Source organism: Chelatococcus reniformis (assembly GCF_014640075.1).
Taxonomy (GTDB): Bacteria; Pseudomonadota; Alphaproteobacteria; order Rhizobiales; family Beijerinckiaceae; genus Camelimonas; species Camelimonas reniformis.
Genome location: NZ_BMGG01000008.1, coordinates 155,606 through 171,445, shown reverse-complemented (window position 1 = coordinate 171,445; position 15,840 = coordinate 155,606). Strand labels below are relative to the sequence as shown.

At 65.6% G+C, this 15,840-nt stretch carries 13 protein-coding genes, 1 tRNA gene and 3 pseudogenes; 12 read left to right on the top strand and 5 right to left on the bottom strand.

Annotated features, from left to right (window positions below):
- Nucleotides 1-48: 48 nt before the first annotated feature.
- Nucleotides 49-567, bottom strand: a complete 519-nt coding sequence (locus IEW34_RS21655; RefSeq protein WP_188611305.1) for a Zn-ribbon domain-containing OB-fold protein — start codon at nt 565-567, stop codon at nt 49-51.
- An 11-nt stretch (nt 568-578) separates the two neighbouring features.
- Nucleotides 579-1,835: a thiolase C-terminal domain-containing protein gene (locus IEW34_RS21650; protein ID WP_188611304.1), complete on the bottom strand. Its 1,257-nt coding sequence runs from the start codon at nt 1,833-1,835 to the stop codon at nt 579-581.
- 598 nt (nt 1,836-2,433) lie between these two features.
- Between IEW34_RS21650 and IEW34_RS21645 the strand changes: the two genes are divergently transcribed.
- The 8 genes and pseudogenes from IEW34_RS21645 to IEW34_RS21605 form a co-directional block, all read left to right on the top strand.
- Nucleotides 2,434-3,327, top strand: coding sequence for an IclR family transcriptional regulator (locus tag IEW34_RS21645; RefSeq protein ID WP_210324556.1), 894 nt, complete (start codon nt 2,434-2,436; stop codon nt 3,325-3,327).
- Between the two features lie 514 nt (nt 3,328-3,841).
- Nucleotides 3,842-4,450, top strand: a pseudogene (locus IEW34_RS30690) (MBL fold metallo-hydrolase); the annotation flags it as partial.
- A gap of 51 nt (nt 4,451-4,501) precedes the next feature.
- Nucleotides 4,502-7,187, top strand: a pseudogene (gene traA, locus IEW34_RS21630) (Ti-type conjugative transfer relaxase TraA); the annotation flags it as partial.
- 137 nt (nt 7,188-7,324) lie between these two features.
- Nucleotides 7,325-7,552, top strand: coding sequence for a helix-turn-helix transcriptional regulator (locus IEW34_RS21625; protein ID WP_188611302.1), 228 nt, complete (start codon nt 7,325-7,327; stop codon nt 7,550-7,552).
- The gene (locus IEW34_RS21620; RefSeq protein ID WP_244642127.1) at nt 7,542-7,856 is read left to right on the top strand and encodes a hypothetical protein; all 315 of its coding nucleotides are present in this window, start codon (nt 7,542-7,544) and stop codon (nt 7,854-7,856) included. The genes IEW34_RS21625 and IEW34_RS21620 overlap by 11 nt, the downstream gene beginning before the upstream one ends.
- A gap of 16 nt (nt 7,857-7,872) precedes the next feature.
- On the top strand, nt 7,873-8,127 hold the full coding sequence (locus IEW34_RS21615; protein WP_113490294.1) for a type II toxin-antitoxin system HicA family toxin: 255 nt from the start codon (nt 7,873-7,875) through the stop codon (nt 8,125-8,127).
- A complete protein-coding gene (locus tag IEW34_RS30685; RefSeq protein ID WP_188611301.1) occupies nt 8,124-8,456 on the top strand; it encodes a type II toxin-antitoxin system HicB family antitoxin in 333 nt (110 codons plus the stop codon). The genes IEW34_RS21615 and IEW34_RS30685 overlap by 4 nt, the downstream gene beginning before the upstream one ends.
- A gap of 43 nt (nt 8,457-8,499) precedes the next feature.
- Nucleotides 8,500-10,128 (top strand): annotated as a pseudogene (locus IEW34_RS21605) (recombinase family protein); the annotation flags it as partial.
- Here the strand turns inward: IEW34_RS21605 and IEW34_RS21600 are convergent.
- Nucleotides 10,099-10,188, bottom strand: a tRNA-Ser gene (locus IEW34_RS21600). The pseudogene IEW34_RS21605 and the gene IEW34_RS21600 overlap by 30 nt on opposite strands.
- Before the next feature lie 427 nt (nt 10,189-10,615).
- On the opposite strand from IEW34_RS21600, the gene mepA reads away from it, so the two are divergent.
- The gene (gene mepA / locus IEW34_RS21595) at nt 10,616-11,518 is read left to right on the top strand and encodes a penicillin-insensitive murein endopeptidase (RefSeq protein WP_188611300.1); all 903 of its coding nucleotides are present in this window, start codon (nt 10,616-10,618) and stop codon (nt 11,516-11,518) included.
- 33 nt (nt 11,519-11,551) lie between these two features.
- Here mepA and IEW34_RS21590 read toward each other — a convergent pair whose 3' ends face one another.
- A complete protein-coding gene (locus IEW34_RS21590) occupies nt 11,552-11,866 on the bottom strand; it encodes a hypothetical protein (protein WP_188611299.1) in 315 nt (104 codons plus the stop codon).
- Between the two features lie 317 nt (nt 11,867-12,183).
- Between IEW34_RS21590 and IEW34_RS21585 the strand changes: the two genes are divergently transcribed.
- Both IEW34_RS21585 and IEW34_RS21580 read left to right on the top strand, forming a co-directional pair.
- Nucleotides 12,184-13,275: an ATP-dependent DNA helicase gene (locus tag IEW34_RS21585; RefSeq protein WP_188611298.1), complete on the top strand. Its 1,092-nt coding sequence runs from the start codon at nt 12,184-12,186 to the stop codon at nt 13,273-13,275.
- A 129-nt stretch (nt 13,276-13,404) separates the two neighbouring features.
- The gene (locus IEW34_RS21580; RefSeq protein WP_188611297.1) at nt 13,405-13,578 is read left to right on the top strand and encodes a DUF1328 domain-containing protein; all 174 of its coding nucleotides are present in this window, start codon (nt 13,405-13,407) and stop codon (nt 13,576-13,578) included.
- A 51-nt stretch (nt 13,579-13,629) separates the two neighbouring features.
- On the opposite strand, the gene IEW34_RS21575 is transcribed toward IEW34_RS21580, so the two are convergent.
- Entirely contained in the window at nt 13,630-14,274 is a 645-nt protein-coding gene (locus IEW34_RS21575; protein WP_188611296.1) for a TetR/AcrR family transcriptional regulator, read from the bottom strand.
- Between the two features lie 125 nt (nt 14,275-14,399).
- Between IEW34_RS21575 and IEW34_RS21570 the strand changes: the two genes are divergently transcribed.
- A complete protein-coding gene (locus IEW34_RS21570; RefSeq protein ID WP_188611295.1) occupies nt 14,400-15,734 on the top strand; it encodes an MFS transporter in 1,335 nt (444 codons plus the stop codon).
- Nucleotides 15,735-15,840 lie beyond the last annotated feature (106 nt).

The following is a 15,840-nucleotide window of genomic DNA, read 5'->3' as shown; positions in this document are numbered from 1 at the left end:
GATCCCGCGAAGCCGCGGCGCTGCTTTGCGCCCAGGCTGCCGATTGGGCTACCGTCGACCGTCGCCCGGATAGCGCCAGGTCTCGGCGTCCCCGTCCAATGTCCAGTGGGGGATGGCCAGGTCATCGTTGAGGTGCGCGAGGACCATACGGACGCGCGAACCGATGCCGACCTTGTCGGTCGTCTCCGGGTCGGCCAGCCGGCCTGTTTCATCCGCAAGATTGCCCACCAGCCGAAGGGCGTCGCCGGGACCGGGCTGGCCGCGCTGGGCGTCGAGCTCCACGAGCAAGATGACGTAAGGGGTGTGCGGCTTGAGGCCGGGTTGGATGGCGTGGTGAACCCGCGTGTAGGAGTGCACCACTCCCCGCGCCTCGACCTCGCTCCACTCGGCCGCCGGCTCCGCACAGAACGGACAGGCTGTCGTCGGAGGATAGCGCAGAAGGTGGCAAGCACAGCATCGTTGCAAGCGCAGCTTGCCCTCGGCGCAGGACTTGAAGAAGGCAAGGTTCTCGTGATCGACGTCCGCAATCTGCAGCCTCAATCCGAGATAGTCGGCGGTGACAGTCATCGTTTTCTCCGTCAGCCGCGGCGCATCACGAGGCCGGACGTGGTCTGCGCCCCCGCCCAACTCAGGTTGGCCGTCAGCTCGACGTTGCGGCATTGCCGGCAGCCACCCTCCCGGTAGTCGTAGGTGTGCTGCCGGCGGCCGTCGGGACCGATCGGGCAGCTATCGTCGGCGTCGTGGCGCAACTGGCGAACGTTCTCGACCACCATGCTCACGCCGTGGGTGTAGCCCTCGCACAGGTGACCGCCGCTGGTGTTGTTGGGGCGCCGGCCGCCGAGGCGGATGGTTCCGTCACTGACGTACTCACCCCCGTCACCTTTCTTGCAGAACCCGTAGTCCTCAAGCAGCAGCATCGTCGTAAAAGTAAAGGCGTCGTAGCTGCCGGTGACATCGATGTCATCGGGGCCAACGCCCGCGTTGCTCCACAGGCGCTCGCGCGCGTATTTCGCGGCCACGTCGGAGATCGGTCCATGCTGGTAGTGCATGTCCATGCGCGGCTTGTTCACGCGGCCGACAACCCCGCGGATGACGGCCGGCACATGGCGGCAATCGCGCGCCCGCTCGAGGCTGGTCACGACGATCGCTGTGGCATTGTCGGTCTCCACGCAGCAGTCGAGCAGGTGCAGCGGCTCGCAGATCATCCGGCTCGCCAGCACCTCCTCCACCGTCACGCGCTTACGGTAGAGCGCCTTGGGATTGTTGGATGCATGCTCGCTGTGAATGGCCTTCACGGCCGCCACCTGGGCCGGGGTGGTGCCGTAATCGTGCATGTGGCGCATGAAGGTGAAGGAGAAGTGTTGGCCGGCGCTGATCCAGCCGTAGGGGCGCGAGTGCAGCATGTCGCCGCTCACGGTTTCCGCCGCCCGCACCCCTGTGCCGCCGATGCGGACCTGCGAGAAGCCGTTCATCGACCGGAAGATCACCACCGTGCGGCACATGCCGGCCTCGATGACGCCCATGGCGATGCCGATCAGGGCCTCGGTGGAGGTTCCGCCGCCGAAGACGTCCATATAAAAATTCAGGCGTATGCCCAGGTCGCCCGCCACGAACGGGGCGAAGGTCGAGTCGCCGCCTTGGTACGACAGCATGCCGTCCACATCGGAGGGCTCGAGCCCGGCGTCCTCGATGGCGCGGCGCACCGCGATCGTCGCCATGGCGCGCGTCGTTCGCCCTCCGCCGCGCAGATATTCGGTCTCGCCCACCCCGGCGATCGCGTAGCGATCGCGCAGGAACGGATTGGTCGTGACATCGGCCTCTGTTTGCATCGGCATGTGCGGAACGTCCTGGGTAAAGCTCATTCGGAAGCCGTTCGGCCTTAGGTGCTACCTCTCCGCCTCGTGCGCCGGCTTATCCGGGCGGCGTAGCCTGCCAACTCGGCGGCGTTACGAGCCGCATGCGCGGAGATGGCTTCACCGCCGCGATGAGATTTAGAGGGCTGACAGTTGGAAAGTCGTCGCTAAGCAAAACAAAGATTGGGATCGGCCGCGGATGCATTGGTCGGAGCATCTTGAAGCTCTACTCTCGAACTGGAGCGTCGCAGTCGGGGAAGGTGGGCGCAGGCGGACTATGCCGGCCGGCATCGACGGTCGACTGGCGGCGGCGAACCTGTAGGCGCCGTTCGTATCCGGCGAAGTCTCACGGCGTCCTCCATCCCAAGTCTCGATCTGGCTGATCGAAGAATTCCCGTTAACGGAAATTTCGTTGCGCTTGACGGAAGCACGGGATATCGAGGGCGTCAAGCGATGCCTGCCACGCCCAGCCTGTCGGCGGATCGATGCAATTGCGGTCATGCCGATAGAGGGTGCGGGCGAGGTGAGTGGGCTCTGCGTCCGACCGAAGGCGTCTGGCCGATCAATGAGCCGCAGGAGCTTGGATCGTCGTTTGGTTTGGAAAGAGCATGTTTCCATGCGCAAAAGGCCGGCCACAGCATCGTCGACGAGAGCAGTGCGCGTATTCGCGCCGAATGAGCGCGGCCTGGAGCAGTCGTTTGGCCGGGCGGCTGCCATCCTCGATCACATCGCCGCCGCCGGCGACGGCGGGATGCGCTTCGTCGAGATCGTGCGGCAAACAGGCTACAGCCAGACGACCGTTCACCGCATGATGACGGCCCTCGCCGCCCACGGCTACATCGAGCAGGAGGGCGGCAAAGGGGCCTACTTTCTCGGGACACGGCTGTTCGGATGGTCGAGCAGCGCGGCCAGCCGCTTCGGGCTCGGCGACGTCGCGCGCCTTGCCATGGAGAGCTTGAGTGAGCTCACGGGGGATACCGTCTACCTTTCGGTCAGATCCGGACATCTGGCCGTGTGCCTCTCCCGTGTCGTCGGGTCGTATCCGATCAAGGCGCTCGCCGTCGAGCCCGGCGCCCGCATTCCGCTCGGGCTGAACGCCGGCGGTATCGCGCTCCTCGCGTTCATTGTGGAGACGCCGCATATCGAGCGTTTGCTGACCATGCCGGAGCTTGTCGAAAGCCTGGCGGCGTCGGGATGCAGTATAGACGTGGTGCGCGATCGCATCCGCGCCGCACGACATCGCGGCTATGCTTTGATCGCGGACTTCGTGCCCGGCGCCGGAGGGGTGGCCCTGCCGATCTGCAATCCCCAGGGCGAGCCGGTCGGCTCGCTCAGCCTCGCGGCGATTTCGTCCAGGCTGAAGGAGCCGCGCTTGCGGATGGTCCTCGAGAAAATGGCGGACGCGGTGCGCGAGATCGAGGCCAGGCTGCGGGAGACCTCCGCGCATCAGGACGGCACCGCTGCACGTCGATAGGCGCTGAGCGGTCTGCGCGGATCGGTTACGAGAGCTCGATCGTCGGGCTGGCGGCTGCAGCTCCCGAGTGAGCAGCGCCACCATCATCGCCGGGCGATACGGCGGCTTGCCGCGATCCACCTCATAGCTCCCAAGGATCGCCGACAGATCGAGCCCTTCACGTACCGTCTCCCGCACGAAATGCGCCAGATGACCAGCCGGAACAAAATCGTGAACCGACGCCGGCAGCAGCCAGCTTTGGTCCGCGTCCCACGCACGAAACGTCTTGCTCATGGCTAGACTGAATCAAAATTCCACCCAGCCGTCGAGATGACTATCCAGACACGCTCCTAGCTGTCCCCAAATGGCATGACGCGATCCGCTCGAGCTCGTCAGTGGCAACGTCGAATGTCCGACCAAATAGATCTTGACGCTGTTCAAGCGTAGGAGCGACCTATGCTGTAGGACAGGCTCTCCTCTTCCTCGATCCAGTCGTCCGCTCAGGTGCCTCCACGTAGTGTCACGGATACCTGCAATGGGAGATAGTCCAATGAATCTACATGGCGCTACGCAGCCCGTCCGAGCCGTGCCGGACGAGATGGTTCCATCCCGTTATGCGCTGACCGTCGGGAAAATTGAGGTCGTGGTGTTCAGCGATGGCGTGTTGACGCCGCCCGCCGAGTCAATGGCCACTAACGCGGACCCGACAGTTCGGGGCGCCTGGCTAGACGACATGTTCCTGTCTCGGGTCGAGTTTGACTGGGCGCTCAACGAGATCGTAGTGCGCAGCGGCCAGCAAACAATCCTTATCGATAGCGGTATAGGGGAGCAGGTTCCCGACTTCAAACGAGCCGGAAATCTGTTTCACCGACTTGAATCTGCCCGCATTGAGCTCGCCTCAGTCACCGACGTAGTGCTGACGCACATGCATTTTGACCACGTTGGTGGGCTGCTTCTCGACGGGGTGAAAGCGCGGCTGCGACCAGATCTTCGAATTCACGTGGCTGCCTCCGAGATTGAGTTCTGGAAAGCTCCCGACTTCTCGCGAACGGGAATGCCACCCGCGCTTGCCGAAGTTGCAAGGAGAGCGGCGGGGCAATTCCTGAGAGAATATCAGCGCTTTCTGCGCCCGTTCGAGGAAGAACACGAAGTTGCCCCGGGGGTGGTGGTCCAACGCACCGGTGGTCACACCCCTGGGCACAGCATTGCCCGCGACTTCGCGCAAGCCGAATTTGTCGATCAGGGCATGATCGCCGACCTGAATGTGCATTGGGACATCGGCGAGGACGGGATGCCCAAACCCCATGCTCATGTCATGCTCACCATGCGCGAAGTCGATGAGGATGGTTTCGGCCAGAAGGTGCGGGAGTGGAATGCTACGCAGATGGTCGAGCGGTGGCGCGAACGCTGGGCCGAGCACGTCAACGAACGCCTGGCCGAACTCGATATTGACGCCCAGATCGACCATCGCAGCCTTGAAGCGCAGGGGATCGGGCTTGAGCCTCAGAGCCAGATCGGCGCATCCGCGCAGCGGATCGAGAGTGAAGGGATTGAGGCCGCCGACCGCGCGGAACTGCATCGCGAGATTGCCCGCAACAATGGCGCGCGCATCATCGACGATCCATCCTTGGCGCTGGACGCGATCACGCAGCAGCAATCGACCTTCACGCGGCGCGACATGGCGATGTTCGCGCATCGCCACAGCGACGGCATCGAGCAGTTTAACGAGGTGATGGGCGCGATGCGCGGCTCGCCCGATCTGGTCGAGCTTGGACAGGACGGACGCGGCGAGGACCGATTCACCACTCGCGACATGATCGAGGCAGAACAGCGGCTGCACCGCGCCGCAGAGATGATGGCCGAGAAGGAGCGGCACGAGGTCAGCGGCAGGGACAGAGAGGCGGCATTAGCCCGTGCCGGACAACGCGGCCTTGTCCTGTCGGGGGAGCAGGCCGACGCGCTGGCGCATGTCACCGATGGACGCGAACTTGGCCTTGTCGTCGGCTATGCCGGAACGGGAAAGAGCGCCATGCTCGGCGTGGCGCGAGAGGCATGGGAGGCGGCTGGCTTCGAGGTGCGCGGCGTTGCCCTGTCCGGCATCGCTGCCGAGAATCTGGAAAGCGGATCGGGCATCGCCTCGCGCACCATCGCCAGCATGGAACATGGCTGGAAACAGGGCTGCGACATGCTCACGTCGCGCGATGTGCTTGTCATAGACGAGGCGGGCATGGTCGGCACGCGGCAGTTGGAGCGCGTCCTGTCCCATGCGGCAGAAGCTGGGGCCAAGGTCGTGCTGGTTGGCGATCCGCAGCAGTTGCAATCCATAGAGGCGGGTGCCGCCTTCCGCTCGATTCATGACCGACACGGCGGAGATCGGCGAGGTTCGTCGCCAGCGCGAGGACTGGCAGCGGGACGCCACCCGCGATCTGGCGACCGGACGAACCGGCGCTGCGATCCATGCCTATAACGCGCACGACATGGTGCATTCCGCCGAAACACGCGAACAAGCGCGCGGCGACCTTATTGACCGTTGGGACCGGCAGCGTCAGGCATCGCCCGACAGCAGCAGGATCATTCTAACGCACACCAATGCTGAGGTGCGGGAACTCAACGAGGCCGCCCGCGACCGGATGCGGGAAGCTGGCGATCTTGGCGAAGACGTCCGCGTCACGGTCGAGCGCGGAGAACGCAGCTTCGCCGCTGGGGATCGCGTCATGTTCCTGCAAAACGAGCGCGGCCTTGGCGTGAAGAACGGCACATTGGGGACCATTGAGCAGGTCAGCGCGCAGAGCATGACCGTGCAGACTGATGACGGACGCGGCATCTCTTTTGATCTGAAAGACTACGACCGCATCGACCATGGTTATGCTGCGACCATCCATAAGGCGCAGGGCATGACCGTGGACCGAACCCATGTTCTGGCAACGCCGGGCATGGATGCCCATGGCAGCTATGTCGCCTTGTCGCGGCACCGCGACAGCATGGACCTGCATTATGGCCGCGACGACTTCGCTGGTCAGGACAGACTGGTGAATACCCTGTCGCGGGATCGCGCCAAGGACATGGCGACGGATTATGAACAGCAGTTCGACCCCGCACAGGATTATGCCGAGCGGCGCGGCATCACCTTCCGCGCCCGTGTTGCCCAGATCATGCGCAGGCTGATGCCGGAGCGTGTGCGCGATGCCGTCGATGACATGCTCGACAGATTGCGCCCGCCGGGCGACGGCGTGCCTGGCCCCGAAGCCGGAACGGGCCGGGAAAGGGAAAGGACCGGGAAGCCGGTGGTGGAGCAGCAGATCGGGGAAGACCCGGAGGCCGCGTTGCGCCGTGCCCGTGGCCGGGCCTTTGTCCGTCATGCCCGTGCCGTGGACGCGATCTTCAAGGCGCAGGACCGGGGCATCACCGTGACGCCCAAGCAGGTGCAGGAACTCAACGAGGCCCGTGCGGCCTTCAACGATCTCCGGCCCCACGGTTCCCACGACGCCGAGGCGGTTTACAAGCGGACCCCCGGCTTTGCGGCTGATGTGGCTTCTGGTGATCGAGAGCGAGCCATGCCCGCAAGGCACGCCGTGCAACGGGAAACCGAGATGCGCCAAAATCCCGAACTGCGCGCCGACCGCTTCGTGGAGCGGTTCCGGGACCTCAAGCAGAGCGGCGACCGCCAGTATGCGGCAGGCAACTATTCCGGCTACAAGGCCGCGCGGGCAGAGATGGGCGACATGGCAAAAAGCCTTGAGCGCGATCCCCAGATGGAATCCCTGCTCGAAGGTCGCAAGAAGCAACTCGGCATCGACATGGATTTCGACTCGGGGATGAGGCTGGGCCGGCAACTTTCCCTCAGTCATGGCCTCGGCAGAGGCCGGGGCATCGGACTGTAAGGCGTAGAACTTTCCTATTTGCCGCCGTTTCTACGCCATAGCCCTACGCTACCTAAATATCAGTTGCACAAAGATAATTCGTTGCCCTGTCTGGTCTCTGCAATCGTCAGAAACAACCAGCAGGAGGCAGCGCAGCCATGCGTCAACCAGACCGTATCGTCCGTCTCAAGACCGTTCTCGCCCGCACCGGGCTGTCCCGGTCCACCATCTATCGCAAGATCGCCGAAGGCACCTTTCCAACCCAGATCAAGATCAGCACTAACGGCGCGGGTTGGAAGGAATCCGATATCAACCGCTGGGTCGCCAACCCTGCCGGATGGCGGCAGCGTTCGTTCAACGAATTTGATTTCCTCGATGACTTCTGACCGCAGCGACGACCGCAAGCCGGTGACGGCATCCCGTTCCCGGCGCAACAAGCCACCGCCTACGGCGTCGGAGCAGCTTGAGGAACTGCTGGGCTATCCGTGGCCGTTCCCCGGTAGGCCGCCCAAACATGACCTCTCTACATGGACCGTGACTGACGACTGGCCCGATCCCGTTCCGGTCACGGAAGCCGAGATCGAAGTGTTCGAGCGATGGTTCGGCGACTTCTTCGATGAACTCTTTGCCCCTGACATCGGATCTCCCGACGCCGGGGCTGAGATTGACCTTGAAAACGGTACTAAATAATGATACTGGATACTCCATGAAAAAGCGTCACAGAGCCACGCTGGAACTGATCTTCGCCCGCCCGGTCAACGGCTCGATCCGCTGGGCCGACATAGAGGCGCTGTTTGTAAGCCTCGGGGCGGAAGTCAGCGAGCGGGAAGGTTCGCGCGTGGGCGTGTTCCTGTTCGGCGAAGTGCGCGTCTTTCATCGCCCGCATCCCTCACCGGATACGGACAAAGGTGCGGTTGCCAGCATCCGAAAATGGCTGGACGAACACGGAGTAAAGCCATGAACAATGTCGTTGAAATCAATGGCGAGAAGGCGGTTATCGCTTTCGATCCCGAGATTCAGATGCTGCGCGGCGAGTTTGTCGGCCTCAATGGCGGGGCCGACTTCTATGCCGAAAGCGTCCACGATCTGATCGAGGAAGGCCGCAAGTCGCTGTCCGTCTATCTCGAAATGTGCCGGGAGAAGGGCATCGAGCCGCGCCGGAAGTTCTCCGGCAAGTTCAATGTCCGCCTCACGCCTGACGACCATGCCGCCGCAGTCATTGCCGCAGCAGCATCGGGCAAGAGCCTGAATGAATGGATCGTCGGGACCATCAGGGAGGCCGCTGAGTAGCGGCCCCGTTCGGGGCACGACCGGCTTTGAAAGGAGACTGATTATGACCGCTTCTTCCGTGCCGCTACGCGCCGCCCTCTATCTGCGTGTTTCGACGGCGCGGCAGGCCGAGCATGACGTTTCCATTCCCGACCAGAAGCGGCAGGGCGAAGCCTATTGCGAGTCACGCGGGCTGCAACTGGTCGAAACCTTCATCGAACCGGGCGCATCGGCGACCAATGACCGTCGCCCCGAGTTTCAGCGTATGATCGAGGCGGGGACGTCCAAGCCCGCGCCCTTCGATGTTGTCGTAGTTCATTCGTTCAGCCGGTTCTTCCGCGACCATTTCGAGCTTGAGTTCTACGTCCGCAAGCTGGCGAAGAACGGCGTGAAACTGGTCTCGATCACGCAGGAAATGGGGGATGACCCCATGCACGTCATGATGCGACAGATCATGGCGCTGTTCGATGAATACCAGTCCAAGGAGAACGCCAAGCACGTCATGCGGGCCTTGAAGGAGAACGCGCGGCAAGGCTTCTGGAATGGTTCGCTTCCCCCTATCGGATATCGCACCGTCGCCGCCGAGCAACGTGGAGCCAAAACCAAGAAAAAGCTGGAAATCGACCCGCTGCACGCCGACACGGTGCGGTTGATCTACCGGCTCGCCTTGGAAGGCGATGGCACCACCGGCCAGATGGGGGTCAAGAATATCATCTCCTATCTCAACAGCCGCCGCATCTTCACCCGCGACGGTGGCCGCTGGGGCATCGGTCAGGTTCACCGCATCCTGACACGCCGCACCTATATGGGCGAGCATGAGTTCAACAAGCGCAGCAAGACCAAGGAATTGAAGCCGGTCAGTGAGATCGTGACGGTTCCGGTCCCGCGGATCATAGACAAAGAGACATTTGAGGCGGTTCAGAAACTACTCAAAGCTCGTAATCCCAAGGTCATGCCCGCTCGCGTGATCAGCGGCCCGACCATGCTGACCGGCCTGATCCATTGCGCCAAGTGCGGCGGGGCCATGACCATCCGCACCGGCAAGGGCGGGCGCTATCGCTATTATGCCTGCTCGATGAAAGCCCGGCAGGGTCCGACCGCCTGCGAAGGCATGGCCGTGCCGATGGAAAAGTTGGACGATCTTGTCGTCAATCACCTTGAGAAACAGCTTCTCCAGCCCGAGCGGCTGGAAACTGTTCTTGCCGCCGCACTCGACCGGAGGGAAGAACATGCCGAGCGCCGCCGCGAGCATATCGCCGAGTTGAACAAGCGCGCCGCCGAATCGGAATTGCGCCTCAAGCGGCTTTACGACGCCATCGAGGCGGGCGTGGCCGATCTGGACGATCCGGCGCTGAAAGATCGTATCGACGGCCTCAAGGCCATCCGCGATCAGGCCAAAGCCGATGCCGAGCGCGCACAGGCCATGCTTCAGAACACAGGACAGAAGGCCGTGACTCCGCAGATGCTGCGCAAGTTCGCCACAACCGCCCGTGAGCGTATCCGGCTGGAAAGCGGCGGCTATCGCCGCGACCACCTGCGTGCGCTCGCGCAGCGCGTCGAGGTTGCCGAGGGCGAGGTCCGAATCATGGGATCGAAGTCCCGGCTGCTACAGACGCTCGTGGCGGGAAGTGGCGTAAACTCAGTGCCCACTCAGGGACTGAAGTGGCGGAGGGAGGGGGATTCGAACCCCCGATACGGTTTCCCGTATACACACTTTCCAGGCGTGCGCCTTCAACCACTCGGCCACCCCTCCGCACGCGCACGCCAAAGGCGCACGCAAACTCTCCGGAGGGACGCGCGCCCAAAGGCGCGCTGTGCGCCTTCAACCACTCGGCCACCCCTCCGCACGCGCACGCCAAAAGCGCACGCAAACTCTCTCCGGAGGGACGCGCGCCCAAAGGCGCGCTGTGCGCCTTCAACCACTCGGCCACCCCTCCGCAAGCACGCGCTACGGTGCATGCAAGGGCGGCGATGTAGAACGGCCGGCGGCCGAACGCAAGGGGCGGGCCGGCTTTGGACCTAGGGCGGGGCATTGGCGCCATCGGACACTGGCCGTCCAGAGCCATTTCGAGAGCAGGCCTCAGCCTACGCGCGCGTCCCGGTTCGCGCGCCGTCTGGAAAGCGATTCGCAACCGCGCGGCCAGGTTGCCGCTCGGGCGTGGACGTGAGAGCGTCGGGCCATGTATCCGCTGCTCACGCTTCTGATTCTGCTACTCTGCGCCGTCCCGGCGGCGGCGCAGGAGAATGCGCGGCAGGAGGCGGCGCGGCGGGCTCACGCCATCGCCAGCCTGCCGCCCGATGCCGCCCGGCGCCTGTTCGGCCAGGTCAAGACGGGCTCGCATGGGCCGGCCGAACCTGTGGGCTTCTATTCGCGCGGCTGCTTCTCCGGTGGCGTGCAGATGCCGCAGGATGGCGACACCTGGCAGGTGATGCGCCTGTCGCGCAACCGCGCGTGGGGCACGCCGCGGCTGATCGCCTTCCTCCAGCGCCTCAGCGCCAAGTCAGCGGCGGCGACGGGCTGGCCGGGCCTCCTGATCGGCGACATGTCGCAGCCGCGCGGAGGCCCCATGCTCACCGGCCATGCCTCCCATCAGCTCGGCATCGAGGCGGACATCTGGCTGAAGCCCATGCCCAACCGCCGCTACCGTGCCTCCGACCGGGAGGAGGTGTCCTCCGACAATCTGGTGCGGCCGGACCGGCTCGATATCGACCCCTCGGTCTATTCGCCCGCCCATGTAGCGCTGCTCAAGACCGCGGCCAGCGAGCCGCAGGTGACGCGCATCTTCGTCAACGCGGCGATCAAGAAGGCGCTGTGCCGGGATGCCGGCGGCAACCGCAGCTGGCTGCGCAAGATCAGGCCGATGTGGGGGCACAACTACCACTTCCACGTCCGGCTCGCCTGCCCGGCCGGCGAGAAGACGTGCCGGGACCAGGAGCCGCCGCCCCAGGGCGACGGCTGCGGCAAGGAGCTGGACTGGTGGTTCACGCCGCAGGTCCTCAATCCCAAGCCCGGCCGGCCTGGGCGGCCGCTGACCCTCGCCGACCTGCCGCCGGCCTGCACGCAGATCCTCAGGGCGCCCTGACCGCACGGACCGGCACCGCGGGTCGGGCCTCACTCAGTTGGCGTAGAAGCCCACGGTCTCCCGCGGCGTCCGCCCGAGGAGCATCAGCAGGAAGCCCGCGATCATCGCCACGGCGAAGGCCGGCGCGGCGAAGATGCCGGTGAGCAGCGGGCTCCACAGCCAGGGATGGATCGCCGAAACCGCCGGGCCGAGGCCGGCGTACCAGGCAGGGAAAGTGGCGTGCGCCACCTCGGCCAGGGGCGTCGGCGCCCAGGCGGTGTTGGCGATGGCGCGTGCGCCGTCGATGACGAGCGACGAGAAGCCGGCCGCGACGCACAGGAAGCCGATCAGTCGAAGGATGAACCGCATCGATACGCCGCCGTCGCGCCAAGGTCGCCGCGCACAATAGCCTCAAATTCCTCGACGAGGGTTAAGCCGCCGACACCGCCCTGACAAGCCTCGGCCGGGCGGGGCGTTGCCCGCTACGTTTCGGAGCTTCTCGCGTCGGGATGCGTCGATACCGATCCGATCGGACCGTGCACCGGCGCCGAATCGATCTATCTATCGTGATCACCTAGAGGTTGGGCCTAGCCGGTCCACACTCCACCGGATCGATACAGAGCGCCCGTGTCTGCGGTGGCTGGAGCCGCCCGGCCGAGAGAGCGCTCCGGAGTGAGAGAGCGCCGATGGCCTGGTCGCCGCAGCAGGATGACGCGTTGAAGGCGGTGGCGCGCTGGCTCGCCGCCGGCACGCCGCAGGTGTTCCGCCTGTTCGGCTATGCAGGCACCGGCAAGACCACGCTCGCCCGCCACGTCGCGGAAGGGGTCGACGGCGACGTCGCCTTCGCCGCCTTCACCGGAAAGGCGGCCCTGGTCATGCGTGGCAAGGGCTGCCCCGAGGCGTCGACCATCCATAGCCTGATCTACCGCTCGCGCGGCAGCGAGGACGAGGCGCCGAGCTTCGTGCTCAACCGCGCCGGCCCGGCTTCGAAAGCGGCGCTCGTCGTCATCGACGAATGCTCCATGGTGGACGAGGATCTGGGCCGCGACCTGATGTCGTTCGGCGTGCCCATCCTGGTGCTGGGCGACCCGGCACAGCTGCCGCCGGTGAAGGGCGGCGGCTTCTTCACCGAGGCCGAGCCGGACGTGATGCTCACCGAGGTGCACCGTCAGGCCAAGGACGATCCGATCGTGCACCTGTCGATGGTGGCGCGGGAGGGTGGCCAGATCGAGCCCGGCCAGTATGGCGACAGCCGCGTCATCAGCCGCCGGGACATCGACGCGGCGGCGATCCTGGCGGCCGACCAGGTGCTCGTCGGCATGAACCGCACCCGCCGGCTCTACAACGGCCGCATCCGCGAACTGCTCGGTTTCCGCGACAGCCTGCCCGGCGCCGGCGAGAAGATCGTCTGCCTGCGCAACGACAAGACCAAGGGACTGCTCAACGGCGGCACGTTCAAGATCACGGCGGTTCGCGGCGAGGCCAAGGGACTCGTCAAGCTCGATGTGGCCCCGGAGGACGAGGCCGGGCGCAAGGCCACCAAGGTCAGCGTGCTCAAGGAGTTCTTCGAGGGCCGCGAGGAGGCGCTGCCCTACGAGCTGCGCCGGCGCTCCGACGAGTTCGACTACGGCTATGCGCTCACCGTGCACAAGGCCCAGGGCTCGCAATGGGACGAGATCGTGCTGTTCGACGAGAGCTTCGCCTTCCGCGAGCACCGGCACCGCTGGCTCTATACCGGCGTGACGCGCGCCGCCCGCAAACTCACGGTGGTGCGCTAAGCAACGGGTGGCGGGCCGCGGCCGCCCGAGGCGCTCGACGCTGCCGCTTTGCGTGATCCCGGCGGCGGAACTCTCCCCACCTCACCCCGTTGATGCGGTGCACCGCGTTCACGGGAGAGGATGTTTTCGATGTTGAAATGGGCCCTGATCTTCTTCGTGATCTCGATCATCGCCGGTGCGCTGGGATTCTCAGGCATCGCCGCGGGCTCGGCTCAGATCGCCAAGATCCTGTTCTTCGTCGCGGTCGCGATCTTCGCCGTTCTGCTCATCCTCGGCCTGTTTGCCGGCGAGGTCCTGTTCTGACGTTCCGCGCCGTCGATCGATAGATCGGAGTACGGCGCGCCGCCCCATCGATCATGTCCGATCGGCGTCGGTTCCAGCGGGAAGAAGTGCGTCGAGAGCCTCGATCAGGCCCTCGCGCACGTCCCCGAGGATCGCGTCCGAGAAGGCAGGGTCGGCCGCCGCCACGCTGCGGGCCAGCGACAGGCCGCCGACCAGCGGCGCCAGCAGCGTCAGGGCGCGCCGGCGTGCCGCGACCGCCTCGGCGGAGCCTGCCGGGGCGCTGCTCCAGATCGCCGTCAGCCTGGTGATATAGCGCCCGAGCCCGGCGGCGTAGGCGGCACGCACCCCCTCCTCCTCGCGCGAGACATCGGCGCTGAACGCCACCATCGGGCAGCCGGCCCCGGCCGCATCGCGCGCCTTCAGCGACAGATAGCGCTCGACGTAGCGCCGCAGCGCCGCCTGGCGCTCCGGCCCGGGCGGCGCCGCGGTGATGTCGTCGAGCCGCTCCACAGCATGTTCGAAGGTCAGCGCCAGGGCGCCCGCCTGCAGCTCGGCTTTCGAGGCGAAGTGGTTGTAGAAGCCGCCGTGCGTCATGCCGGCGGCCCGCATCAGGTCGGCGACGCTCGGCGCGTCGAGGCCGCGCTCGCGGAAGAGACGGGCGGCCTGTTCGAGCACGTGAGCCCTGTTCTCGGCAGCCTTCTGTTTCGTTATGCGCATCGCACAATCCCGCCCGGCGTCGACATCCTTGACTACGATGATATATGTCATCATTGTTCGATGATAAGTAACATCATAGCCCATGGCGACGGTGCGGCAAGCGCGGCGCGAACGAGGATCGGGACATGGTTGCACGGGTCACGGCGCGCACGCTCTCAAGGCGGGGCGTCCACTACGGCTGGGTGATCGTCGCCGTCACCTTCCTCACCAGCCTGAGCACCGCCGGGGCGGTGGGGCTCGCCGGCGTGTTCATCGCACCGCTGGCCAAGGAGTTCGGCTGGGACACCGCCTCCATCTCCAGCGCCTTCGCCATCCGTCTGCTGCTGTTCGGCCTGATGGCGCCCTTCGCGGCCGCCTTCATGGAGCGCTACGGCCTGCGGCGGGTCATCCTCACGGCGCTTGCGCTGGTCACCGTCGGGCTACTGCTCGGCACCGCAGTGACCGAGCTCTGGCAGCTCGTCGTCCTCTGGGGCTTCGTCGTCGGCATCGGCACCGGGCTCACCGCCATGGTGCTCGGCGCCACCGTCGCCAGCCGCTGGTTTGTGGAGCGCCGGGGCCTGGTGCTGGGCATCCTGACCGCCGCGGTGGCGACGGGGCAGCTGGTCTTCCTGCCGCTCGCCGCACACCTGATCGAGGCGGTCGGCTGGCGCCTGGCGCTGGTGCCCAACGTGGCCGGCCTGGTGCTCGCCGCCGTGCTGGTGGCGCTGTTCCTGCGTGACCGGCCGTCGGACGTGGGGCTCACCGCCTTCGGCGCGCCGCCGGAGCCGGCGGGGGGCGTCGTTCCGGCCGCCGCCGCGCCCGGCGGTTCGGTGTTCGCCGCCGTCGGCCGCGCCTTCTCGGTCCTGGCGGAAAGCTCACGGAGCCCGGCGTTCTGGATTTTGTTCTCAACCTTCTTCATCTGCGGGCTGAGCACGGCGGGGCTGATCCAGACCCACTTCGTGTCGCTGTGCGCCGACTTCGGCATGCCGCAGACGGACGCCGCGGCGACGCTGGCCATGATGGGGGCCTTCGATTTCGTCGGTACCATTCTCTCCGGCTGGCTCTCGGACCGCTACAGCAACCGCTGGCTGCTGTTCTGGTACTATGGTCTGCGCGGTCTCTCGCTGCTGTGGCTGCCGCACTCCACGTTCTCGTTCTACGGCCTGTCGCTGTTCGCGCTGTTCTACGGGCTCGACTGGATCGCCACGGTGCCGCCGACGGTGAAGCTCGCCGGCCAGACTTTCGGTGCGGCCAAGGCGCCGCTGGTGTTCGGCTGGATCTTCACCGGCCACCAGATCGGCGCCGCCGTCGCCGCCTATGGCGCCGGCCTGTCGCGCACCGCTTGGGACACCTACCTGCCGGCCTTCTACGCGGCGGGGTTCACCTGCCTCATCGCCGCGGGCCTGGTGCTGTTGCTGAAGCCTAAGGCTAGGCAGCCGGCCGCCGCGCCGGTGCCCGCCACCGCACCGGCGGCCGCGTAGGACGGCGCACAACGCCGGAGGCCGTCGCGGCGTCGCACCCGTCCAAATGTTGCCACGCCGGCTCTCATGCGCGAGAGCCGGCGTTGCCATGGTGACCGGGACAGGC